Here is a 23488-nt window from a genome sequence, read left to right on the forward strand (position 1 = left end):
CGACCAACGGGGCGGCGGGCATCATCCCGGCGGTCCTCTACTACGCGCTGCATTTCGCCCCCGGGATGGAGAACGCCAGCCAGGAGGACCGGGACGATGTGGTGGTGCGTTTCCTGCTCGCCGCGGGCGCCGTCGGGGTGCTCTATAAGGAACAGGCGTCCATTTCCGGTGCGGAGGTGGGCTGCCAGGGCGAGGTGGGATCGGCGTCGTCGATGGCGGCGGCCGGCCTGGCCGAGGTCATGGGCGGCACGCCGGCGCAGGTGGAGAACGCCGCGGAAATCGCCATGGAACACAACCTGGGCCTGACCTGCGACCCGATCGGCGGGCTGGTGCAGGTGCCCTGCATCGAACGCAACGCGATCGCCGCCGCCAAGGCCATCAATGCCGCGAAGATGGCGCTGTGGGGCGACGGCTCGCACCGGGTCTCACTCGACGAGGTCATCGTGACCATGCGCGAGACCGGCAAGGACATGAGCTCCAAATACAAGGAAACAGCCATGGGCGGCCTCGCCGTCAACGTCGTCGAGTGCTGACCTAATTGTTGGTGGCCGCCCACAGGTTGAGGCTCGTGGCGAAGATGACCCATGACAGGTAGGGCAGCATCAGCAGGCCGGCGGTGCGGCGGATGGGCCCGAACAGCAGCACCGTGGCGGCGACGGCAAGCGCAAGGGCAATGATGATGCCCAAGGCCACCCAGAGCGCGGCCGAACCCCACACCGGATACAGCCCGAAGAAGACGGGCGTCCACGCCAGGTTCAAAGCAAGCTGCACGCCGTAAACGATGAGGGCAGCACGGCGGTCCGGGCTTCGGCTCCGCCAAACGAGCCAGGCCGCCACGGCCATGGCCGTGTACAGCACCGTCCAGACCGGCCCGAACACCCAGTTGGGCGGGGACCACGGCGCCTTGTCGGCCGCCGCATACCAGCCGGTGACGTTGCTGATGGTCGCCTGCGAACCCAGCCAGGCCACCAGGGCGCTGGCCGCCAGGAAGGCCAGGAGTGCGGCCAGTTCGACGGCGGTGCGCCGCCGCTGGGGCTGCGCGCCGTCATTCCCGTTACTGCCTCTTCCGGCTTCCGCGGCTGGCCCGCGGTCCACGCTTTCCATTGCTCTACAGTTGCCAAGGGCACAGCCGGAGTCAAGGCGGGCACGCCGGATTGTCAGGCCGGCGTGCCACCATGGGAACCATGGGCGAAGGCTACGATCCCGGCTTCCTGCGCGAGGCCCTTGACCTGCCGGGCCCGGACGCGCCCACGATCCTCCTGGATTACACGCATTTCTCGGTGCGGCTGTCGCCGGCACGCAGGCTCGCAGCCGTGACCGGCGTCAACATCAGCGGACAGGAACTGGTGCCGCTGGGACGCGAGGGAGCCTGGCACTACGACCCCCGGGTGCCGCGGGGGCTGCAGACCGGACCGGATGTTTACCAGCACAACGACCTTGACCGGGGGCACCTTGTCCGGCGCCTGGACCCCGTCTGGGGTGACGGCACCACCGCACTGGCCGCGAACCAGGACACCTTCGCCTACCCGAATGCGGCGCCGCAGGCGGCTGCCTTCAACCAGGGCAAGGAACTCTGGGCCGGCCTGGAGGACCACGTGCTCAACCAAGCCAGCCAATACGATGCCAGGATCAGCGTTTTCACCGGGCCCGTCCTCAACGCCGGTGACCTGCCTTACCGGGGCATCCAGATTCCCCGGAAGTTTTGGAAGATCGCGGCCTGGACCATGGATGGACGGCTGGCCGCTGCCGGCTTCCTGCTGGACCAGTCCCCGCTGCTGGGCCCGGCGGAACTGGTCCGGGCTGTCAGGGAACGCCTGCTGGCGGAAGAGCCACCGCCGCTGGGGCCCTACCGGACCTTCCAAGTCGCCATTGCGCAGATCGCTGCCCTGACCGGCATGTCGCTGACGAAGCTGGCCGGCGCCGACCGGTTCACCGCAGGCATTCCGGAAGGCGGGCCGGGGCCCACAGCGATTCCGCTTACGGATCTTCGGCAGGTGCGGCTCTGACCAGGATCACGTGCCCGCGGCGAGCGGTCCGCGAAGCCGGGCGGATAGACTTGAGGCTGCTTCTCCGGCATCTGCACGAAACGTAAGCGAAGATTGGACACGGCACACTTGCGAGAATTCACTGCCCGCTTTGCCACCTCCGAAGAGGTTGCCAACTGGGACTCCCACGTCACCGCGAATCCGAACGGCGGAAACCTGCTGCAGTCGGAGGCCTTCGCCGAGGTCAAGCAGCACTTCGGCTGGAAGACCCTGCACCTTGTCTACGAAACAGCCGACTACACGAGCTACAACCTGGTGCTGGAAAAGCGCTTCCCGGTGCTGGGCAAGCTCTGGTACCTCATCAAAGGGCCGGACGTGGCGGACGTCGAGGACATCCCCGGCATTGCCGCGGCGAACGCTGAGTTCGTCAAGCGCGCACGGCTGGGCGTCTTTGCCATCAAGATCGAGCCGGACATTATCCTCAGCGACACCGCCCGCGCGGTCATCGAGGGGGCCGGGCTGGTCAAGACGCACAATCTGCAGCCCAACGACTCCACTGCACTGCTGGATATTTCCCCCGAGGAGAACCAGCTGCTCCGCAACCTCCACTCGCGGGGACGCAACGCCGTCCGCCGCGCCATCCGCGAGGGCGTCGAGGTGCACAACGTGGACCCCAGCGAGGAAAACTTCAAGGCCATGTACGCCCTGATGACCGACACCGTCCAGGCGAAGTCACAGGTCCGGGTCCGCGAATACGACTACTACCGCCAGTTCTGGACGAACTTCATCAAACGCGGCCAGGGCAGGCTTCTGTTTGTGTACGAAAACGGCGTTCCGTCGGTGGGTGCCTTCGTGATCAACTACGGCCGCAAGGGCACTTACAAGGACGGCGGTTCCCTGCAGAAGCGCAGCCAGTACGGCGATTCGCACCTGGTGCAGTGGACTGCAATCAACCAGCTCAAGGAGCTGGGCTGCACCGAATACGACTTCTGCGGAACACCGCCCAGCGACAAGCTCAAGGACACGTCAAACCCCTTCCACGGACTGGGGCTTTTCAAGACCAGCTTCAGCAAGACGGTCACGGATTTCGTCGGCTGTTATGACCAGGTCATCAGCCCACTGAAGTACAAGGCGTGGATCGCTGCCGGCGAACGCGTCGCCCGGCAGCTGTACACCCGCCGCACCGGGCAGCAGTTTTACTGAGGCACGAAGCCACAGAACGGCTAAGGCACTGAAACGGAGGGAGCTGCTGATGACCAAAGAACCCCGCGGCGCCAACCGGCCGCACACGGACGGGCTGCCTAAGACAGAGCCCCTCACCGCCTCGCAGCTGCACCAGAACGCGGCCGCCAAGCGTATGCTGCGCCGCCTGGTCCAGGGGGAAAATCCGCCGACGGCGCCACTGAGCATCGTGGACCGGCTCGCCGGGAGCCCCTACGCCAACCCAACGATCCAGGTGGGCGGGATCGATGAGTCAGCACGCAAGACGATGGATTTTGCGCTGCACCTTGCCGAATCCATGTTCCGGTACGGTGCCGGTGCCCTTGAGGTGGAAACAAGCATCATTGCCGTGACGGCTGCGCTGGGGCTGAAAAACATCGAGGTGGACATCACCAACCAGTCCGTGGGCATCAATTACGCAGCCAAGGACCAGACACCCATCACCCTCCTGCGGGTGGTCCGGTCCTGGACGAATAACTATGCGGGGCTTGCCCAGGTCCACCAACTGGTCACCGATATCGTGGCCGGCGGCGTCGGCCGGGACGAAGCCATCCGCCGGTTGGACGAGATCGTCCGCCGCCCCAAGCCGTTCCCGCGCTGGATGGTGACGGTGGCGTTCGCGGTGTTCGCGGCCGTGTTCGTGGCCGTCATCGGCGGCGGCCCCGGCGCCTCGGCCGTCGCCTTCGCCTCCAACCTGCTCATCAGCCTGGTGGCCCGGAAGCTGGGCCGCTGGCGGACGCCCGACTTCTTCATCACGGCGGCCTGCTCCTTTGTAGTGACTGTCATCGCGCTGCTGCTGTGGAGGTTCGGCAGTCCCGTTGGGATCCGGCTGGCCCCCGCCATTGTGGTGGTGGGCGGAATTCTGCTGCTGCTTCCCACCGGGCGACTCGTGTCCTCGGTCCAGGACGCCATCAACGGCTTCCCAGTCACGGCTGCGGGCAGGTTCCTGTCCACCCTGCTGACCTTCGGCGCCGTCGTCGCCGGCATCGCCGTTGCGTTTGTGGTGGGGGACAGGATCGGCATGGAACCCATCGACGTCACGGAGACCTTCCCGCCCGCCTACCCGCTGTGGGTGCAGGTGATCCTGGTTGCCATCGCAGTCGTGGCGATCGGCGTTACGGAACAGACGGACTGGAAGCTGCTGCTTCCGACGGCGGCCGTCGGTGTGGTGGGTCACCTGGCCCTCATCGGCGGCGAGGCGGTCGGCATTGGCCCGCGGTTCTCGCCGGCGCTCGCCGCGGTGGTGATCGGCCTGCTGGCCCGCGTGGTGGCATTGAAGATGGGCGCCCCGCAGCTTGTGGTGGCCGTGCCGGCCGGTCTGATCCTGCTGCCCGGACTCACCATCTTCCGGTCGATGTACGTCCTGACCATCGAGGAGTCCGAGATCCTGCTCGGGGCGGGCGGGATGCTCAGCGCCGGGGCGATCGTGTTTGGCGTTGCCGGCGGCATTGTGCTTGGTGACACGCTGGCACGACCGCTCACGCGCAGCCTCGCCAGCAATGAGCGGCGGCGGTCCCGCCGCCGCTAGATCTTGCCTATCGGCAGCTTCTTCTCGGCCTGGAAGACGTCCTCGACGCGGCCTTTGGCCCAGTAGCCGGACAGTGAAACCTGGCTGCGGTCCAGGCCACGCTCGCGGAACAGCACCTCCCGCAGGCCCTTCATATAGCCGCGCTCGCCGTGCGCAAAAACGTCCACGCGGCCGTCCGGCCAGGCGGCGTTGCGCACTGCTTCCACCAGCTGGCTGCTCTCCCCGGCCGGAACGTCGCCGCGGAGAAGCCAGACCAGCTCGAACCCGGCAGGGGCAGCAATCTCCTGGACGTCCGCCTCCGTGCCCACCTCAATGAAGGCCAGGCCGCATGCCCGCGCCGGAAGGGATTCGATGACGGCGGCCACAGCCGGCAGTGCGGCCTCGTCGCAGGCCAGCAGGTACCAGTCTGAGGCCGGATCGGGGTTGTATCCGCCCCCGGGGCCGGTGAAGATGAGGCTGTCACCCGGTTCGGCCGAGGCAGCCCAGGGACCGGCCAGGCCTTCGTCTCCGTGGACCACGAAATCAATGGCCAGCTCGCCCGCGGCCGTATCCACCCAGCGGACCGTGTAGGTCCGGGTGTGCGGCCACTGCTCCCGGGGCATCGTTTCCCGGATAGCCCAGAGGTCCAGGGGCTGGGGGTAGTCCACCCCGGGCTGCGGAAAGACGATTTTGACGTACCGGTCCACGAAGTCGTTGTTGACGTAATCGGCGAACCCCGGGCCGCCGGCGATGATCCTCACCATATGCGCGGAAAGCTGCTCCCGGCGAAGGACAGTCAGCGAGACCTGGGGGCGGGATTTTTTTGTGGCGGTGGTCGTGGCCGGAAGGGAAGTCATGCAGGTAAGCCTATCCTAAGTACCTGGGCGGGACGCCGGGAGTTCCCAGTCCACGGGCCCAGCGCCCTGCTCTTTGAGCAGGCCGTTGGCGCGGCTGAATGGCCTGGAACCGAAGAAACCACGAGAGGCGGAGAGCGGGCTGGGGTGGGCGCTGGCCACCACGGGTGTGCTGCCCAGCAGGGGGCGGACGCTCTCGGCGTCCTTCCCCCAGAGGACGGCGACGAGCGGCGCTGTGGTTCCCTCCGCTGTCCGGCGGCCGACGACGGCGGCAACCGCCGCCGTCGTAATTGTTTCCCAGCCCTTGCCGCGGTGGGATCCTGCTGCGCCCTCACGCACGCTCAGCACCCGGTTCAGCAGCAGTACACCCTGGTCCGCCCAGGCGCCCAGGTCGCCGTGGGTCCGCGGCGGCAGGCCGAGGTCCGCTTCAAGCTCCCTGTAGATGTTGGCCAGGCTGCGCGGGATGGGGCGGGTGCCGGAGTCCACGGAAAAGGCGAGCCCCACAGCGTGTCCGGGGGTGGGGTAGGGATCCTGGCCCACGATCAGGACCCGTACCCCGTTCAGCGGCTGCCGGAAAGCCCGGAGAACGTTCGACGCCGACGGCAGCACACGCTGCCCGGCCGCCTCCTCGCCGGCGAGGAAGGACAGGACGGACCGCAGTTCGGCCTCCACTCCCGCCAGCGCGTCCGCCCAGTCCGGTGCCATCAGCTCGCCGAGAGGGAGCACGGCCAGCTCCGCAAAGTCCGGGCCGGCCGCCACTGCGGGCTCGAGGTCGAAGAGCGGTTCAGGTTCCGTCACGGTGTCCATTCTCCCGCAACGATGCCGGGAGTCCGGTGCCGTCCTCCGGGGCGCGGCGGGCCGGTGCCGTCGCACCGCAAATGACAAGGCTGTTATTCCTCCGTAACATAGGGGAGGTACTTTGACCCGATTCAGCTAAGGAGAGCGCAGTGGCCGAGCCGTTGCAGGACCACCTCGCGGAGCGGGAACTAGAGCGGGAACCAGGGCGGGAATCAGGGCAGGAATCGGAGCAGGATTCAGCGCTGCAGCATGGGCTGCGGGGCGGCTCGCTGCTCGATGACTTCAAGCTCAGGGACTCGCCACTGAGCGAGCGGGAGCAGCAGATTCTCGCGCTGGAACGGCAATGGTGGAAGTATGCAGGCGCCAAGGAACAGGCCATCCGCGAGCTCTTTGACCTGTCCGCGACGCACTACTACCAGATCCTCAACGCCCTCATTGATACAGAGCACGCGCTGGCCCACGACCCCATGCTCGTGAAGAGATTGCGTAGACTACGTACGTCACGTCAGCGGGCCCGGACTGCCCGCCGCCTTGGATCTGACGCGTAACTGCCAGTGCCGGACTGCCGGCGAAACCAACAAGGACGCCTGTTTACCATGACTAATTTTGCTCGGGACGAATTCGACAGGGTGCCTGAGGTCTCCTCCCGGCAGGGCGTACACCGCGCTGTCTCTGCGCCATCGCGCCCGAAGTTGTGGCCGATCCTGTCCGTGGGAATAGGGGCGCTCGCCGTCGGCCTGGTTGCTTTCCTCCTGCTGCCGCAGCTGGGTTTCCAGCCTGCCCTCGCGCCGCAGCCCGCCGCGGCGGCCGGCGCTTCCACGGCCTCGGCCAGCCCAACGGCGACGCCGTCGGCACGTGCGACGTCCAGCGCCACCGCCTCGGCCTCGGCGTCCGTCTCCGAACCGGCTTCGCCCTCCTCGCTGGAGCCCGCCACCTCGGAGACCATTGCCCCTGCGGCGGTGGACAAGTCGCAGCCCGTCGCCATTTTCAATGGCACGCTGACTTCCGGGCTGGCCGGACGTGTGGGTGCCACAGTCAAGTCCGACGGCTGGGTGCTGGGTGAGGTGGCCAACTGGCAGGGTGCGCCCCAGCAGCAGTCCGTGATCTTCTACTCGGACGCTGCGTACAGGGCCAACGCCGAGGCGCTCAGTGCTTTGCTGAACATTCCGACGCTGGTGGAGAGTGCTGACTTCCCGACGCCCGTTGCGGTGGTTCTGGGCCCCGGCTACCAATAGCCATTCCGGTTACGCCTGAATAACTATTGCCTCCGCTGCCGGCCGCTGGCCTGCGTCTGCTGCGTCTGCAAGGTCCTGACTGGATAGAGTGATGGCAGGCTTCATGGAGTAATTCACGGCACACACCGACGTGGGCCGTACGGAAGCAACCTGAAAGTGTGGGGATCATGGCATTGGGAACCGTGAAGTGGTTCAACGCGGAAAAAGGCTACGGCTTCATCACCGTTGACGATTCGGGTGACGACGTCTTTGTGCACTGGTCGGCCATCCAGACCGACGGTTACCGAGTGCTGGATGAGGGCCAGCGCGTGGAGCTGGAAGTGGGCGAAGGCGAAAAAGGTCCGCAGGCAGAGAAGGTCCGGCCCGTCTAGTGGCACGCCGCACAGGTCTCCGGGGTTCAGCTGTCTGCGGCGCCGCCGTCGTGCTGACGCTGGGCGCCTGCTCGGGGTCCGGCGATAACGCCCGGACGGCCCCGGTGGAAGCCAGCGGCGACGGGACCCTGCGGATCGGGCTGCTCCTCGACAGCACCGGACCCCAGGCCTTCCTGAACGCCGCCCAACTGGCCGCCGCCAAGCTCGCCGTCCAGGAGATCAACGCGGCAGGCGGGCACAAGGGCCGCCCCGTCGAGCTGCTGCCGGAGGCAACCGGCGGCGACACCGCCGACCAGGCCCGGAAACTCGCCGGTGCCAAGGCGGACGTCGTGATCGGTCCCACCGATTCCAGCCGCGCGCCGGCCGCGATCGACGTGCTGTCCAAAGCCAGGATCACGCTCATCTCTCCCGCCAACACGGCCCCGGAACTCAGCAGCTACAAGAGCGGCGGCTACTACTTCCGCACCGCCGCGGCGGACATCGCCCAGGCTCCTGTCCTGGTGAAACTCGCCAAGGACGCCGGAGCCAAGAGCCTCGCGGTGGTGTTCGAGGATGGCAGCTACGGCCAGGCCGTGTCTGCAGCAGTCTCAGCTTCCGCCAAGGCCGGCGGGCTGGACCCGGTCACCGTTTCCGGCTTCAAGGCGGGCGAGGCCCAGAAGTCGGCGGCCGCCGCAAGCGACGCGGCGCCGGATGCCGTCGTCGTCATTGCCCGGGACGGTGCGCAGGGCGCCATCGCCGAACTCACCAACGCCGGACTGCCCGGCAACAAACTCATCCTGGCCGACGGCGCCTTCAGGCAGTACGGGTCCGCCCTCGGTTCGAAGTCGCTGGAGGGAACGCGCGCCCTGGTGCCCGGGGTCTTCCCCTCGCCGCACTTCCAGGCTGAACTCGTCGCCGTCGACGCGGGCCTGAAGGACACGACGTTCGCGGCCGAGACCTATGATGCTGTGAACCTCGCGGCCGTGGCCGCTGCTGCGGCGGAGGACGACGCCGGTGCCTCCATCGCCGCTACGCTCATCTCCGTCTCCGGCGGTACTTCCGGCAGCCGGGCGTCCGCCGCGCCGTCCGGCCATCGAACCGCCTGCTCGACGTACAAGGACTGCCTTGCCGCCATCCGGGACGGAAAGGCCATTGACTACGACGGCGAGTCGGGACCTGTCCGCTTTGATGCGAACGGAGACGTCACAGCCGCGAAGTACATGGTGTTCACCTACGGAGCCGATAACAAGGCTAAGCTCACCGGCAGCGAGGCTGCCGGCAGGTCCGCCGGCTGATCGCTGGCAGCGAATACTCCCCCCGATCGCGGGAAAAACAGGCACATCTGCTTGCACTCTCCCCGGGAGAGTGCTAATTATTGATTAGCACTCCAGCGTGCCGACTGCTAAAAGGATCGTCCGGTTCACACCGGCATCACCCCGGCGGCGGCACAAGGAGCGAAAGAAACACCTGGTTGGGGTGAGATCCGGACCGTCAGGCGTACAGAGGCCTGCGGAAAGGATCGTCCGTCGCGGGCACCGCAGCAAGGTTCCTTCTTAACGACTGTCCCGAAAGGACTACTGCCGTTATGGCCAAGATCATTGCATTTGATGAAGAGGCACGCCGCGGTCTTGAGCGGGGCCTGAACATCCTCGCCGACGCCGTCAAGGTCACCCTCGGCCCGCGTGGCCGCAACGTCGTCCTCGAAAAGAAGTGGGGCGCCCCCACGATCACCAACGATGGTGTTTCCATCGCCAAGGAGATCGAGCTGGACGATCCCTACGAGAAAATCGGCGCCGAGCTGGTCAAGGAAGTTGCCAAGAAGACGGATGACGTCGCAGGCGACGGCACCACCACGGCCACCGTTCTGGCCCAGGCGCTGGTCAAGGAAGGCCTGCGCAACGTCGCGGCCGGCGCTGACCCGCTGTCCCTGAAGCGCGGCATCGAGAAGGCCGTTGAAGCCGTAACCGCTGAGCTGCTGAACTCCGCCAAGGAAATCGAAACCAAGGAAGAGATCGCAGCCACGGCGTCGATCTCCGCCGGTGACGACGAAATCGGCGCCCTGATCGCTGAAGCCCTGGACAAGGTGGGCAAGGAAGGCGTCATCACGGTCGAGGAGTCCAACACCTTCGGCCTCGAGCTGGAGCTCACCGAAGGCATGCGCTTCGACAAGGGCTACATCTCCGCTTACTTCGTCACGGACACCGAGCGCCAGGAAACGGTCCTCGAGGACCCGTACATCCTGATCGTCAACTCCAAGATCTCCAACGTCAAGGAACTGGTTGCTGTCCTCGAAAAGGTCATGCAGTCGAACAAGCCGCTGCTGATCATCGCCGAAGACATCGAGGGCGAGGCCCTGGCCACCCTGATCGTCAACAAGATCCGTGGCACCTTCAAGTCCGTCGCCGTCAAGGCCCCGGGCTTCGGTGACCGCCGCAAGGCGCAGCTGGCTGACATCGCCATCCTCACCGGCGGCCAGGTCATCGCCGAGGAAGTCGGCCTCAAGCTTGAGACCGCCGGCCTCGACCTCCTGGGCAAGGCTCGCAAGGTTGTCGTGACCAAGGACGAGACCACCATCGTCGAAGGTGCAGGCGACGCCGACCAGATCGCCGGCCGCGTTTCCCAGATCCGCGCCGAGATCGAAAACTCCGACTCGGACTACGACCGCGAGAAGCTGCAGGAGCGCCTGGCCAAGCTGGCCGGCGGCGTTGCAGTCATCAAGGCCGGTGCCGCCACGGAGGTTGAGCTCAAGGAGCGCAAGCACCGCATTGAGGACGCTGTCCGCAACGCAAAGGCTGCCGTCGAAGAAGGCATCGTTGCCGGTGGTGGCGTGGCCCTGATCCAGGCCGGCGCCAAGGCATTCGCCAACCTGCAGCTCCAAGGCGACGAAGCAACCGGCGCGAACATCGTCCGCGTTGCCATCGACGCCCCGCTGAAGCAGATCGCCTTCAACGCCGGCCTCGAGCCCGGCGTTGTGGTTGACAAGGTCCGCGGCCTGCCCGCCGGCCACGGCCTGAACGCAGCCACCGGCGAATACGTCGACCTGCTGGCTGCCGGCGTGAACGACCCCGTCAAGGTGACCCGCTCTGCCCTGCAGAACGCGGCTTCCATTGCCGGCCTGTTCCTCACCACCGAGGCCGTTGTGGCCGACAAGCCGGAGAAGAACGCTCCGGCCGTCGGCGGCGGCGACGAGATGGGCGGCATGGGCGGCTTCTAGCCTCCCGCTGCTCCCAGCTGGCTAACGAGCGCGGCCCCCTCCACCGAGGGGGCCGCGCTTTTGTCTGCGCACTGTTGTCTGCGCATTGTTGAGTGCGCTTTTTGTCCGTGCAGTCTGGCAGGATGGTTCGGTGACGATTACTGCAGCAGCCGACGGTTCGGCATTGGGAAACCCGGGTCCCGCGGGGTGGGCCTGGTACGTGAACGACGACTGCTGGCGGGCCGGCGGCTGGCCGCACGGCACCAACAACCAGGGTGAGCTGATGGCCGTCCTGGACCTCTTCCGCTCCACGGCTCACCTTCCCGACGAGGACCTGCACATCCTCTGCGACAGCCAGTACGTGATCAACTCCGTGACAAAGTGGATGCCCGGATGGAAGCGCAAAGGGTGGCGCAAGGCGGACGGCAAGCCCGTGCTGAACGTGGACATCCTCAAAGACATCGACCGGGAGCTCGCCGGGCGGAAGTACAGGTTCGAATGGGTCAAGGGCCACGCCGGACACGAGCTGAACGAGGCCGCCGACGAACGCGCCAGGGCCGTGGCCCTCGCCTACCAGCAGGGCGTTGCCGCCCGCTCAGGACCCGGCTTCCCCGGCGCGCAACCGGCGGTAGGCCGGCGGCCCGTCAAGGAGGGCCGCGGCGAGGGCGGGATCCCTTCGCTGTTTGATCCTGAAGCACCGGCCCGGGGCACGACTGAAACTCTGGCCCGGAGCACAGCCGAAGCACCGACCCGGAGCGCGGCCGAAGTACCGGCGCGGGGTGAAGCCCGCAGCCAGAATCTCTTCGGGTCCGGAACCCCCGCTTTGTTCGGAGACGAACCTGACCTGTTCAGCGAACTTGGGGCCGCCGAACTCGGTGACGAGGCATTTGCGGAACCCGCGGCGGGCGCCACGCCTGAAGAGATTGTCGAGGCCCTGGAACGTGAGCTCCTCCGCCCGGATGTCCGCAGCGACATCGGCCGGACGGGCCAGCTCCTGCACCCGGACTTCACGGAAATCGGAACCGCCGGGCGCCTCTGGACCCGCGACGCGATGATGATGTCCCTCGAGGAAAGCCCGGCCGGTCATGTCGACCTCGATGTGCTCAGCGCCGACCGGATCGGCACGGACACGGTTCTGCTGACCTACCGCAGCTACTCCCGTGCGGGCTCAGCCCTGCGGAGTTCCCTGTGGATCCTGGACGGCGGACAGTGGCGCCTGAGGTTCCACCAGGGGACGCCCGAGGCCTGAGCCCCAACCTGAGCTCCGGGCCTGAGCCCCAACCTGGGCTCCGGGCCTGAGCCGCCGCCGGCGGTGTCAGCTGAAGCGCTGCGCGTTGCCCTGCTCCGCCTGCACATAGGTGTCGGCGGCCGACGACAGGGCCAGGTTGATGGAGGCGAGGGAGGCTTCCACCTTGCCCTGCGTGAGCGTCCACTCCGCAACGAGGGCCTGGAAGTTGGTGGCGGCCGAACCCCGCCACGTGGCCTGCAGTTCGTCCAGGCCGTGCTTCATCGCCTGGACGTCGGCGCTGATCCGGTCAACGGTCGCCCTGACGTTGGCTGATTTCACCTGCAGTAGGTCGGTATCGACGGAAATGATGCTCATGGCGGGCCTCTCGACAACGTGAGGGACTGTCCGGCAGGACAGTCGCTGTGGCTGGCGGACCGGCTTGTTCCGGTCCGCTACGTCGAGCCTAGGAACCGCCGGCGGGCGCCGCCACGGCGGGTTTCGCTATGTGGATAACCGGTTCCCGCCGGCTGTCCGGTTCCCGTTCGCAGCCTTGTCCCCGGCCGCCCTGTTTCCGGTGCTGCGGTCTCCGTCGACGCTGTCCGAGAACGTCCCGATGCTGTCGACCTCCGGGCCGTCCGCCTCGGGGCTGTCCGCCCCGGGGGAGTCCTCCCGGAGGGGGAGGCTGACCACGAGGGTTGCGCCGCCGCCGTCGGTACCTTCCACCCGGACGGAGCCGCCGTGCGAGCCGACAATGGCGGCCACAATCGCCAGTCCCAGCCCGCTGCCGCCCGTCTCCCGGGTGCGGGACGTATCGGCCCGGTAGAAGCGCTCAAAGACCCTTGGCGCCTCCGTGTCGGAGATCCCGGGGCCGTGGTCCCGGACCTCCAGGACCGACTGGGTGGAACCGTCGTCGGCCCGCCGGACGCCCACGGCGAGTTCGATGGGAGTCCCCGGGGGCGTGTAGCGCAGTGCGTTGCCCACCAGGTTGCCGATCACCTGGCGGAGCTTCGCCTCGTCGCCGAGCACCGGCGCAGGTTCGGCGCTGCCATTGTGCAGGCCGGTCAACGTGATGCTGCGTTTCCGTTCGCTGGCCTGGGTGTCCACCACGGCGTCGTGGGCGAGCAGCTGCAGGTCGATAGGCTTGCGCTGCAGCGGCCGCTGCTCGTCAAGACGTGCCAGCAGCAGCAGGTCCTCCACCATGGAGCCCATCCGCTTGGCCTCACTCTCGATCCGCCCCATGGCGCTGGCCACATCCTCCGGCGACTGCAGCGCGCCGTGCCGGTAAAGCTCCGAGTAGCCCCTGATCGTCACCAGCGGGGTGCGCAGCTCATGGGAGGCGTCCGCGGCAAACCGGCGCATCCGGTCCTCGGACGCCATCCGGGCCGCGAAGGCCGCCTCGATGTGGGCGAGCATGGCGTTCAGCGACCTGCCGAGGCGGCCCACTTCCGTCGAGGGGTTCTCCACATCGACGCGGCGTGACAGGTCGCCGGCGGCGATGGCGGCGGCGGTCTTCTCCACCCTGGCCAGCGGGCGGAAGGACCTGGTCACGGTCCAGTTGGCAATGAAGAAGGCAAGGATGAGCGTCAGCGTCCCGGCACCCACCACCACCAAGGTGGCGTGACGCAGTACCTCATCCACCGGGGACAGCGGCAGCCCGATGACCACCACGGCGCGCTGCTGTTCACTGCCAACAACCACGGGAACGGCCACCACGCGCCAGTTTTTACCGTCGGTGCCGCGCACCTGATACGGACGGACATCACTCCTGCGGGCCTCGTCAACGGAGACGGACGCGATGTCGGGGCGGTCGTCCTTGTCGTCAATGGGCGTTGGCCCGGCACCCGGATAGTAAAGGGTCACCGTGTAATCAGTAGGTACTACAGGGTTGGCGATGGGGGAGATGGAGCGCTGCCGCTGGGCGGCGTCGACGGCGGCCCGCAGCTTGTTGTCCACCTGCCCCTCAAGGTAGCCGCGCAGCAGCGTCAGCGCACCCGTCCCGGTCACGGCCAGGGCCACCAGCAGGAGCGCCATCATGATGGCGACCAGCTGGGACCGGAGGTTGGCGGACTTCCAGCGCTCCAGCGCGGACTTCCATCGCGCCAGCAAGGTCAGCGCTTTTCTGCTGTCCGCAGCACGTAGCCGACGCCGCGCTTGGTCTGGATGAGGGCCGGGGCGTCGGGATCGATGTCCACTTTGCGCCGGAGATAGGAGATGTAGGACTCGACGATGGAAGCGTCACCGTTGAAGTCGTATTCCCAGACGTGGTCCAGGATCTGTGCCTTGGACAGGACCCGGTTCGGATTGAGCATCAGGTAGCGGAGCAGCTTGAATTCGGTGGGCGACAGTTCGATCACCTTGCCGCCGCGGCGCACCTCGTGGGCGTCGTCGTCGAGCTCCAGATCGTCCACCCGGATGACAGCCTCGTCATCCTCCAGCATCGGCTGCGTCCTGCGGAGCACGGCGCGGATACGGGCCACCACCTCATCCAGGCTGAAGGGCTTGGTGACGTAGTCGTCACCGCCCACAGTCAGCCCCGTGACCTTGTCCTCGGTATCATCCTTGGCGGTCAGGAAGAGGACCGGGAAATGCTTGCCCGCGGCGCGCAGCCGGCGGGTGACCGTGAAGCCGTCCATGTCCGGAAGCATGACGTCCAGCACCGCGAGGTCGGGGGCATGTGCCTCGACGGCAGCCAGCGCTTCCCGCCCGTTCCCCGCGGACACCACTTCAAAGCCGGCGAAGCGCAAGGACGTGGAAAGCAGCTCGCGGATGTTCGGTTCATCATCAACCACGAGGAGCTTCGCTTCGGCGCTGTTCTTTTTCATACCTCCCATGATGCTCCCAGAATCTGGGAGTTTTCTGGATGTATGTTGTGCGTTGCTTGGGTCAGCAGGACTCGACGTCCTTGGCGTCCATGATCCGGTAGGCATAGCCCTGCTCGGCCAGGAAGCGCTGGCGCTTGGCCGCGAAATCCTGGTCCAGGGTGTCGCGGGCAACGAGGGAGTAGAAGCGTGCGGCCCGGCCGTCCTGCTTGGGCCGCAGCAGCCGGCCGAGCCGCTGGGCCTCTTCCTGGCGGGAGCCGAAGGATCCGGAGACCTGGATGGCCACGGAGGCTTCGGGCAGGTCGATGGAAAAGTTTGCCACCTTGGACACCACGAGGGTCTGGATTTCCCCGGCGCGGAAGGCGTCAAAGAGCTTCTGGCGGGCCTTGACCGAGGTTTCGCCCTTGATGACCGGCGCGTCCAGCCGCTCGCCGAGTTCGTCGAGCTGGTCGATGTACTGCCCGATCACGAGGACCTGCTCGCCGCTGTGGTGCTCCACCAGCTGTTCGGCCACGAGGGTCTTGGTCTCGGACGTGGCGCACAGCCGGTACTTGTCCGCGTCCTCGGCCATGGCGTAGGCCACGCGCTCGTCCTTGGGCAGGTCCACGCGGACCTCCACGCAGTCCGCGGGGGCGATGTATCCCTGGGCCTCGATGTCCTTCCACGGTGCGTCGTAGCGCTTGGGGCCGATGAGGCTGAAGACCTCCCCTTCCCGGCCGTCTTCACGCACCAGGGTTGCTGTGAGGCCCAGCCGTCGCCGCGCCTGCAGATCCGCTGTCATCCGGAAGATCGGCGCGGGCAGCAGATGGACCTCGTCATAGATGATCAGGCCCCAGTCGTGGCCGTCGACGAGCTCCAGGTGCGGGTACAGGCCGCCCCGCTTGGTGGTGAGGACCTGGTAGGTGGCGATCGTCACCGGGCGGACCTCCTTCACGGCGCCCGAATACTCACCGATCTCCTCCTCGGTCAGCGAGGTCCGGCGGAGCAGCTCGTCCTTCCACTGCCGTGCCGAGACCGTGTTCGTGACGAGGATCAGCGTTGTGGTGGAGCTCGTGGCCATGGCCGCGGCGCCCACGAGAGTCTTTCCGGCGCCGCAGGGGAGCACGACGACGCCGCTGCCGCCGGCCCAGAAGTTCTCCGTGGCCAGCCGCTGGTAGGGCCGCAGCGTCCAGCCGGTTTCGTTGAGCATGATGGGGTGCGGCGTGCCGTCGACGTAGCCTGCCAGGTCCTCCGCCGGCCAGCCGATCTTCAGCAGCAGCTGCTTCAGCTGGCCGCGCTGCGAGGAATGGACCACCACGGTCTCCGCGTCGATGCGCGGGCCCAACAGCGGTTGGATCTTCTTGGCCCTGCTGACCTCCTCCAGCACCGGGTAGTCGCTGGTGCGCATGACCAGCCCGTGCTGGGGGTCCTTCTCAAGCCGCAACCGGCCGTACCGGGACATGGTTTCTTCGACGTCGATCAGCAGGGAGTGCGGTACGGGGAAGCGGGAATAGGTGAGCAGCGTGTCCAGTACCTTCTCGGCGTCGAGCCCTGCTGCCCGGGCGTTCCAAAGCCCCAGCGGCGTGAGGCGGTAGCTGTGCATGTGCTCGGGCGCGCGCTCCAGTTCGGCGAAGGCCGCGATGGCGTGCCGGGCCTCCGTCGCCTGCTCGTGGTCCACTTCGAGGAGGATGGTTTTGTCGCTTTGGACAATCAGGGGGCCGTCATTCACGCAGGTAGAACCTTCACTGCTGCATTTCCTCTGCTGCCTCGATGTCGATGATCCGGTGGATGGAAAGCACCCGCTCCGTATCCTTCGCGGGGTCGAAGACACGCACGCGCCCGCCCGCCACGGATACAGGAACAACCGTCTCCAGTTTCGCATTCCCCAGGCTGTCCACCACGTTCATCACGACCTTTTGCCTGAGCCGAATGGCCTTGTGCAGGGTCTCCAGTCCCAGCTGGGTTGCCTCCTCGCCGCCGGCGGCAGCCGGGCGGGAGCCGTTGGGGCCGGAACCGGCGCCAGCATGGCTGCGGAGAACGGCGAGCTGGGCGGTGACGTCGGCGTCGGGAAGGGCCGAGCGCGGTGCGCTGTAGACGGGCCGCGCGGTGCCGGCAAGGGGCGCGGTGCGGTTGAGGCGGACGACGGCGGACCCGGCATCTTCGACGGTGGGTGACATTCCCAGCCCGCGCAGCACGAGGGCCGTCTGGCGGGGGGAAGCCATGGAGACCAGGACGGTTGGGGCGATCCGGACCAAGCCCAGGGACGAGGCCGCAGCTTCCCTGCAGAGCTCGGTGAGTGCGGCTTCGTCGTCACTCTGGATGAAGCTGGCGGCCGCCCCGACCCGCAGCTTGCCGTGCCTGGCGGCCGTGTCCTCCACAAGGTACTGCAGCGGCTGCGGCACAGCGGTGGCCGAGTGCCGGCGGAGGAAATCGAGGATGGCTGCGGCGTCCAGGCCCGAGTCCAGAGCCCGCCGGATGGACTCCACGGAGAACCGGTACGTCGTGGCCGGGCCCTGCCCTTCGGCGTCGGCCATCCGCTGGAGCTGCTCTGCCAGGTCCGGGGCCAGATAGCCCGGCGCGACTGCGGTCAGGTCGGCCTGCAGGAGCACGTGGTTGAGGGCCGCCGGCAGGTGTTCGCCGAGGAGGTTCATGGCGTCGTCGGGCGCATCCGCGGCGATGGCGGCACCCAGCTGGCTGAGGGCGCCGGACCCGATCAGCCCCAGCAGCTCCGCCTCGGCGAGGACGCCGCCGATCAGGGAACTGAACCGGCGCGCCATGCGGGGCTGGGACCACTCGGCACGCTGCAGCACTGCCTCCGCGTTGAGCACCGGAGCTGTTCCATCCGGCATTTCCGCCTCGAGAGTCAGCTCCCGCAGAATCTCCAGGATCCGCTTGCGGATGACCGGTGCATCGGACCGCTGCGCCTCGGCGGAGAGGGCATTGACGGTGGCCGCCGGGGCGGTCCGGTTGTTCGCAGGCGCGGCCGGCTGGCCGTTGATGGGCTGGCCCACAAGTGACGGGGCCCGCTCGCTGGCCAGCCAGGCGTTGACGAGCCACAGCCACTGTTCCTGCCGCGGCAGCCCGAGCCATTCCAGCTGGGGCGGCTGCACCCAGCACGAGCTGTCCACGTCCAGCCGGATCAGGCCAGCCAGGGCGCTGAGCTCCAGCAGCACAGCGGTGGTGTGGTGGTCCACGCGGAGCGTCTCGGCGAGCCTCCGCATTTCGCGGATGCCCACGCCGCCGCTCCGCAGGGTGGCCAGGGGCTGGCTGCTGACGGCGTGCAGGAGCTCGCCGGTGAGGCGCAGGGTTTCGGCGATGGCGCCGAGGGCGGCGTTGCGGCGGAGGGCGGCGGTGGTGAAGCCGAGCGTCGGCGCCGGGGGAGCCAGGGAGAAGTTGTCGATGATGGCCCCGCCCCGCAGGGAGATTCCCACGCTGTGCGGCAGTTCCACGTGGGCGGCGTCCAACGGCACCAGCAGGCCCCGGGCCAGCAGCCAGTCGACGGGCCCGACGTCGTGACCTTCAGTTGTGACCGAAGCCTTCCGCTGGGCCTGGGGGACGGCGCCCATGGCCCAGTTGCTGAACCGTGCCAGCAGTGCGGTGGTCCGTTCCGGGGCGCCCGCGAGTAGCGCCTGCAGTCCCTCGGGGGAAGAAGTCCAGTGCTGCAGGGCCAGCGCTGCCTCCATCGGGGTGGTGGCAGCCTGCACGGCGGCGCCGCTGCGGTGCAGCTCCGCGACAAGCTGGACAACGCGCTGGGCAAAGGCCGGCTGCAGCCTGACGAGCTCGGTGTAGCTGCGCCCCAGCCCGGCCGGGTAAATCCCGATGACGTCCTTCAGGCTGCTCACCGGAAGGTAGAAGCGCTGCCGCTGGGCGCCGGGTCCCGCTCCGTGCGGCGGCTCCGCCCGCTGTACGAGGGCTAGGTCATGCAGCGACTGCAGGAGCTGCTCGATGGCCGTCACCGTGGAGCCTGCGATGGTCTTCTTCAGCACCGCGGCGGATGCGCTGTGCCCGGTGTCCGTGTTGGTGCACAGATGCAGGGTCTCCAGGACCTGCATTTGCGGGCGGTTCAGGCGTTCCAGGGCCCGCTGCACGCTCACCCGCGCGCTGGCCCTGGCGGCCAGTGCGGGAAAGTCCGGAACGCCGGGGGAGATCAGGTCCGGCCGCGCAGCGAACAGGGCCCGCAGTGACTCGTCGCTGCGTGCCTCCAGTTCCTTGCTGAGCGCTCGAATGAGGGACATCAGTCCAACGTTACCGCCCGCCGGGGCTTCCTGCCCGGCGGCGGGCGGCAACGCCGTCGACCACCAGCACGAGCATCAGCAGGAAGGCCGCGGGAAGGCCGTAAAGCGCCGTCGACGTGATCCACTGCGGCGCGGCCTGGCCGGCAGCGGCCAGCGCCATGACCGCCCCGACGGCTGCGAGGGACAGGACTGCAAGGAGCACTGCGGTGGCCATCAGGGGCCGCCGGATACGCGCGGATGTCATGGACGTAACGCTAACAGCAGCGCCGCGGCCGCGCCTCAAAGCGGGATTCGCCTGCCAGTCAGGATAACCTTGAAGGAACAGACCAACATGGACCAGGCAGTCATACCCTGAACCCGCACATCAGTGCGGATGCGGTGACAGCCGGCCGTGTCCCAGAACGTCAGAACGAAGAAGGTTGATTAGGTGCCTACCGGCAAGGTCAAGTGGTACGACAAGGACAAGGGTTTCGGATTCCTCGCGGGCGAGGACGGGCAGGAAGTGTTCCTCCCCAAATCCGCGCTGCCCGCCGGAGTTTCGGAACTGAAGGCCGGCACCCGGGTTGAGTTCGGCGTCGCCGACGGACGCAAGGGCGCCCAGGCCCTGGGCCTGCGCGTCCTCGAAAAGACGCCGTCCATCGCAAAGGCCAAGCGCCCCAGCGCGAGGGATCTTGCCCCGCTGGTGCAGGACCTGGTGACGGTTCTGGACAACCTGTCCGGCACGCTGTCGTCCGGCAAGTACCCGGATGGCAACAAGGGCAAGGCCATTGCCGCCGCCCTGCGTAAGGTTGCCGACGAGCTGGACGCTTAGGCCTCCCGATGAACCCGGAACCTGAACAGGCCGAATCCAGGGTGGAACCCAAGGCACCCAAGCGGCGCGCCGGTGTCCCGGTGTGGCGGACGGGGAAACCCGACGCCGTGCTGGCCGCTGCCGTGGACACCGCCCGGACCGCCATCGAAGGCATTGCGAAGGCATCCGAAATCGGAGACCACCTGGCTGCCCGTACCGAGGGCGACCGCGTGGTGACGCATCTTTTCGAATCACGGCTGCCGGGGTACCTCGGCTGGCAGTGGTATGCCGTGCTGACCCGGAACTCCCGCTCCAAGGTGATCACGGTCAACGAGCTTGGCTTGCTCCCGTCTGAGGACTCGATCCTCGCCCCGGAGTGGGTGCCGTGGGCCGAGCGCGTGCGTCCCGAGGACGCCCAGGAGCAGGACGCGGATGCCGCCCGGGAGGAAGCTCCGGCTGAAGGCGTGGCTGCGGACGGAGCTCTCGGCGAGACTGCCGCGGACGTTGAATCGGCGTCCGACGATGAAATAGAGTCCGACGCCGATGCAGAGTCAGGGAGCCCGGAGCAGGACTGACAACGGCAAACTGATCACAACGCAAACGGCGCCGTCGGGACGAAAGTCCGGACGGCGCCGTCGTGCTTTAACCGAAGAGTTCTTGTCCAGATAATGGGGCTAAACGGGCTTCAAACCCCGATTATCTGGACAAAACTCCTCACCGGGCGATTACTTCTTCAGTTCGCCCACCACGTAGTCGATGCACTCGAGCAGGGCTGAGACATCGGACGGCTCGATGGCCACGAAGGTGGCGATGCGCAGCTGGTTGCGTCCCAGCTTCCGGTAGGGCTCGGTGTCCACGATGCCGTTGGCGCGGAGCACCTTGGCAATGGCGGCGGCATCGATCGAGTCATCGAAGTCGATGGTGGCGATGACGTTGGAGCGCTCGGCGGCATTGGCAACGAACGGCGTGGCGAATTCGGATGCTTCCGCCCACTTGTAGATGCGGCTGGCCGAGTCCGCCGTGCGTCCGGCGGCGAAGTCCAGACCGCCGTTGGCGTTCAGCCACTGCACCTGGGCGTCCAGCGTGACGAGCGTGGACAGCGACGGGGTGTTGTACGTCTGGTTCAGCTTGGAGTTGTCGATGGCGGTCTTCAGGTCCAGGAAGTCGGGGATCCAGCGTCCGCTGGCCTTGACGCGCTCGGCCCGCTCCAGCGCTGCCGGGGAGAAGAGGCCCAGCCACAGCCCGCCGTCGGAGGCGAAGTTCTTCTGCGGTGCGAAGTAGTAGACATCCGTCTGGGCAACGTCGACGTCAAGACCGCCGGCAGCAGAGGTTGCGTCCACCAGCATCAGTGCGCCCTCGTCGGCGCCATTCACCCGCTGGACGGGCGCGGCAACGCCGGTTGAGGTTTCGTTCTGCGGCCAGGCGTAAACGTCAACGCCCGCCTCGGCCTTGGCGGCAGGGCAGGTGCCGGGCTCGGACTTGATGATGGAGGACTCCGCGAGGAACGGCGCCTTGTTGGTGGCCGCGGCGAACTTGGACCCGAATTCACCGAAGGACAGGTGCTGTGCCTTCTGTTCCACCAAGCCGAAGCTGGCGACGTCCCAGAACGCGGTGGAGCCGCCGACGCCCAGGACCACTTCGTAGCCTTCGGGGGCACGGAAGAAGGTGCTGAGGCCTTCGCGCACGGAGCCCACGAGGTTCTTCACCGGGGCCTGGCGGTGGGACGTGCCAAGGAGTGTCGTGGCCACGGCGGAGAGTGCCTCGATCTGCTCCGGCCTGACCTTGGAGGGACCGGCGCCGAACCGTCCGTCCTTGGGCAGGAGGTTTGCGGGAATAGTGATGCTGGTGTCGCTCACAGTGGCTCCAATTTTCGGCATGGAAGTGCGGTTCGGCTGGGTCGGGGCGATGGCCGGCAGGCAACCTTGACCGCCACGAAGACCCTCCTTATTCTGCCCGAAGCGCGGATAGTGCAGGAACACGCACCCGTCATAGTCCAGTCATTGAGACAGTGCCCGCCGTCCCCGTGCCGCAGATTATCCGGACTAATTCAAAATAGGCTAAGCTGGCACTGGACGTACGGGCACATAGCCGGTGCTGCGCCGCCGTCGGACATGTGACCGCCGCTGCAGCCTGCCGGAACCCGGTGCGGCGGGCCCGCGGTACGGTGGGACGGACACAAAACTGTGCTCGAGGAGCTGAGCTGAATGACGGATCTGATCGACACCACGGAAATGTACCTTCGCACCATTCTGGAGCTGGAGGAAGAGAACATCGTGGCGCTTCGGGCACGCATCGCCGAACGCCTCCGCCACTCGGGCCCCACCGTTTCGCAGACCATCGGCCGAATGGAACGCGATGGCCTCGTTGTCGTCTCCGGTGACCGCCACCTTGAACTGACCGAAGTGGGCCGGAAACGCGCCACCGAGGTGATGCGCAAGCACCGGCTCGCCGAACGCCTCCTCGCCGACGTCATCGGCCTCGACTGGGCCTACGTTCATGACGAGGCCTGCCGGTGGGAGCATGTCATGAGCGAACGGGTAGAGCGCAGGATTTACGAATTGCTCGACCACCCCACCGAGTCGCCATACGGCAACCCGATCCCCGGCCTGGCAGCACTGGGCGGCCAGCCTGCCCGCCCCTTCTCGGACGGAGTGGTGAACCTGCTCGATGCTATGACCGGTTACGGCCTGGGATCCAAGGTCACCGTCAGCCGCCTGGCAGAACCCATCCAGGTGGAGCCGGAGCTGCTGCTCCAGCTGGATGAAGGCGGGATCCGGCCCGGCGCCGCCGTCTCGCTGGAGCGTGTGGGGGAGTACATCTCGGTCCGCGTGCCCGGCTTCGAAGGTGCCCTTGAGCTGCCGCCGGAAGTTGCTGCGCACGTGTTCGTACGCGTCGGCTAGTCGCCCACCAGGCGAAACACCGCAGCCTGTCTGACATCTGCAGGCAGGACGACCCACCACTTCTGCACAGTGTATATAACGGAATTATTACTGCGCCCGTTAATCGCCTATAGTTAAACGGCAACGCCGATACCAAAGCGTTACCTGATCTGGAGCCGAACCCTGCCAGCAGATCAGCAGCACGAGTCACCCACTGGCAGGGGCGGGGGAACCACAACCGGCTGTTTCTACAGCCTTGGGGTGAAGTCCGCAGCAGCGAGTCTCTTCCGCAGAAGGAACCCTCCGGGGATACCCCTGTGCCGGAATGGCTTGTTACGGCGGACCGGGTCCGAACTCTCTGACCCGAATCCGACAGCTAACTTCGCAGGCTATCCAGAGAGGAAGCAGTACTTGT

The 23488-nt window shown here is 67.0% G+C and carries 23 protein-coding genes and 1 riboswitch; of the genes, 13 read left to right on the forward strand and 10 right to left on the reverse strand.

From position 1 onward, the window contains the following. On the forward strand, window positions 1–533 hold a 533-nt coding region (locus AC5RWD_RS00005), incomplete at its 5' end, for an L-serine ammonia-lyase, iron-sulfur-dependent, subunit alpha (protein ID WP_494018076.1). Between the two features lies 1 nt (window position 534). Here the strand turns inward: AC5RWD_RS00005 and AC5RWD_RS00010 are convergent. Continuing rightward, window positions 535–1104 carry a TspO/MBR family protein gene (locus AC5RWD_RS00010; RefSeq protein WP_494018077.1) on the reverse strand — a complete coding sequence of 190 codons (570 nt, stop codon included), beginning with the start codon at window positions 1102–1104 and terminating at the stop codon, window positions 535–537. 80 nt (window positions 1105–1184) lie between these two features. Here AC5RWD_RS00010 and AC5RWD_RS00015 point away from each other — a divergent pair, with 80 nt between their 5' ends. The 3 genes from AC5RWD_RS00015 (at window position 1185) to AC5RWD_RS00025 (ending at window position 4734) form a co-directional block, all read left to right on the forward strand. Then, window positions 1185–2006, forward strand: a complete 822-nt coding sequence (locus AC5RWD_RS00015) for a DNA/RNA non-specific endonuclease (protein WP_494018078.1) — start codon at window positions 1185–1187, stop codon at window positions 2004–2006. 108 nt (window positions 2007–2114) lie between these two features. Beyond that, entirely contained in the window at window positions 2115–3188 is a 1074-nt protein-coding gene (locus tag AC5RWD_RS00020; RefSeq protein ID WP_494018079.1) for a lipid II:glycine glycyltransferase FemX, read from the forward strand. A 49-nt stretch (window positions 3189–3237) separates the two neighbouring features. Then, a complete protein-coding gene (locus AC5RWD_RS00025) occupies window positions 3238–4734 on the forward strand; it encodes a threonine/serine exporter family protein (RefSeq protein ID WP_494018080.1) in 1497 nt (498 codons plus the stop codon). On the opposite strand, the gene AC5RWD_RS00030 is transcribed toward AC5RWD_RS00025, so the two are convergent. Both AC5RWD_RS00030 and AC5RWD_RS00035 read right to left on the reverse strand, forming a co-directional pair. Beyond that, window positions 4731–5570 carry a siderophore-interacting protein gene (locus AC5RWD_RS00030; RefSeq protein ID WP_494018081.1) on the reverse strand — a complete coding sequence of 280 codons (840 nt, stop codon included), beginning with the start codon at window positions 5568–5570 and terminating at the stop codon, window positions 4731–4733. The two genes, AC5RWD_RS00025 and AC5RWD_RS00030, sit on opposite strands and share 4 nt — an antisense overlap. Window positions 5571–5585: 15 nt before the next feature. Beyond that, window positions 5586–6374: a uracil-DNA glycosylase gene (locus tag AC5RWD_RS00035; protein WP_494018082.1), complete on the reverse strand. Its 789-nt coding sequence runs from the start codon at window positions 6372–6374 to the stop codon at window positions 5586–5588. Between the two features lie 233 nt (window positions 6375–6607). Between AC5RWD_RS00035 and AC5RWD_RS00040 the strand changes: the two genes are divergently transcribed. From AC5RWD_RS00040 to AC5RWD_RS00065, 6 genes are all read left to right on the forward strand, one after another. Beyond that, window positions 6608–6913 (forward strand): DUF3263 domain-containing protein, encoded by a 306-nt coding sequence (locus tag AC5RWD_RS00040; RefSeq protein ID WP_494018313.1) that lies wholly within the window; start codon window positions 6608–6610, stop codon window positions 6911–6913. A 48-nt stretch (window positions 6914–6961) separates the two neighbouring features. After that, window positions 6962–7600, forward strand: a complete 639-nt coding sequence (locus AC5RWD_RS00045) for a LytR C-terminal domain-containing protein (protein ID WP_494018083.1) — start codon at window positions 6962–6964, stop codon at window positions 7598–7600. Between the two features lie 167 nt (window positions 7601–7767). Beyond that, window positions 7768–7971 carry a cold-shock protein gene (locus AC5RWD_RS00050; RefSeq protein ID WP_494018084.1) on the forward strand — a complete coding sequence of 68 codons (204 nt, stop codon included), beginning with the start codon at window positions 7768–7770 and terminating at the stop codon, window positions 7969–7971. Continuing rightward, complete coding sequence (locus tag AC5RWD_RS00055) at window positions 7971–9245, forward strand: ABC transporter substrate-binding protein (RefSeq protein ID WP_494018085.1); 1275 nt, start codon at window positions 7971–7973, stop codon at window positions 9243–9245. Before AC5RWD_RS00050 ends, AC5RWD_RS00055 begins: the two co-directional genes overlap by 1 nt. Before the next feature lie 290 nt (window positions 9246–9535). Beyond that, on the forward strand, window positions 9536–11164 hold the full coding sequence (gene groL, locus AC5RWD_RS00060) for a chaperonin GroEL (protein ID WP_494018086.1): 1629 nt from the start codon (window positions 9536–9538) through the stop codon (window positions 11162–11164). Between the two features lie 130 nt (window positions 11165–11294). Continuing rightward, window positions 11295–12392: an RNase H family protein gene (locus AC5RWD_RS00065; RefSeq protein WP_494018087.1), complete on the forward strand. Its 1098-nt coding sequence runs from the start codon at window positions 11295–11297 to the stop codon at window positions 12390–12392. A 66-nt stretch (window positions 12393–12458) separates the two neighbouring features. Here AC5RWD_RS00065 and AC5RWD_RS00070 read toward each other — a convergent pair whose 3' ends face one another. The 6 genes from AC5RWD_RS00070 to AC5RWD_RS00095 form a co-directional block, all read right to left on the reverse strand. Next, window positions 12459–12746: a WXG100 family type VII secretion target gene (locus AC5RWD_RS00070; protein ID WP_494018088.1), complete on the reverse strand. Its 288-nt coding sequence runs from the start codon at window positions 12744–12746 to the stop codon at window positions 12459–12461. Between the two features lie 126 nt (window positions 12747–12872). Continuing rightward, window positions 12873–14405 carry a sensor histidine kinase gene (locus AC5RWD_RS00075; RefSeq protein ID WP_494018314.1) on the reverse strand — a complete coding sequence of 511 codons (1533 nt, stop codon included), beginning with the start codon at window positions 14403–14405 and terminating at the stop codon, window positions 12873–12875. Window positions 14406–14479: 74 nt separating this feature from the next. Further along, complete coding sequence (locus AC5RWD_RS00080) at window positions 14480–15193, reverse strand: response regulator transcription factor (RefSeq protein WP_043419482.1); 714 nt, start codon at window positions 15191–15193, stop codon at window positions 14480–14482. 61 nt (window positions 15194–15254) lie between these two features. Beyond that, window positions 15255–16898, reverse strand: coding sequence for a DNA repair helicase XPB (locus AC5RWD_RS00085; protein ID WP_494018089.1), 1644 nt, complete (start codon window positions 16896–16898; stop codon window positions 15255–15257). Between the two features lie 13 nt (window positions 16899–16911). Continuing rightward, on the reverse strand, window positions 16912–19404 hold the full coding sequence (locus tag AC5RWD_RS00090) for a helicase-associated domain-containing protein (RefSeq protein ID WP_494018090.1): 2493 nt from the start codon (window positions 19402–19404) through the stop codon (window positions 16912–16914). Between the two features lie 10 nt (window positions 19405–19414). After that, the gene (locus AC5RWD_RS00095; RefSeq protein ID WP_494018091.1) at window positions 19415–19648 is read right to left on the reverse strand and encodes a hypothetical protein; all 234 of its coding nucleotides are present in this window, start codon (window positions 19646–19648) and stop codon (window positions 19415–19417) included. A 183-nt stretch (window positions 19649–19831) separates the two neighbouring features. On the opposite strand from AC5RWD_RS00095, the gene AC5RWD_RS00100 reads away from it, so the two are divergent. Together AC5RWD_RS00100 and AC5RWD_RS00105 are read left to right on the forward strand one after the other, a co-directional pair. After that, window positions 19832–20215 (forward strand): cold-shock protein, encoded by a 384-nt coding sequence (locus AC5RWD_RS00100; protein WP_003804678.1) that lies wholly within the window; start codon window positions 19832–19834, stop codon window positions 20213–20215. A gap of 8 nt (window positions 20216–20223) precedes the next feature. Further along, complete coding sequence (locus AC5RWD_RS00105) at window positions 20224–20769, forward strand: DUF3027 domain-containing protein (protein ID WP_494018092.1); 546 nt, start codon at window positions 20224–20226, stop codon at window positions 20767–20769. Between the two features lie 150 nt (window positions 20770–20919). Here the strand turns inward: AC5RWD_RS00105 and serC are convergent, their stop codons facing one another. Beyond that, the gene (serC, locus tag AC5RWD_RS00110) at window positions 20920–22050 is read right to left on the reverse strand and encodes a phosphoserine transaminase (protein WP_494018093.1); all 1131 of its coding nucleotides are present in this window, start codon (window positions 22048–22050) and stop codon (window positions 20920–20922) included. A 348-nt stretch (window positions 22051–22398) separates the two neighbouring features. On the opposite strand from serC, the gene AC5RWD_RS00115 reads away from it, so the two are divergent. After that, a complete protein-coding gene (locus AC5RWD_RS00115) occupies window positions 22399–23094 on the forward strand; it encodes an iron-dependent transcriptional repressor DtxR (RefSeq protein WP_494018094.1) in 696 nt (231 codons plus the stop codon). Between the two features lie 143 nt (window positions 23095–23237). Then, window positions 23238–23479: riboswitch (cyclic di-AMP (ydaO/yuaA leader) on the forward strand. Window positions 23480–23488: the final 9 nt, after the last annotated feature.

The sequence above is a fragment of the Arthrobacter sp. CMU6 genome (genome assembly GCF_059090205.1).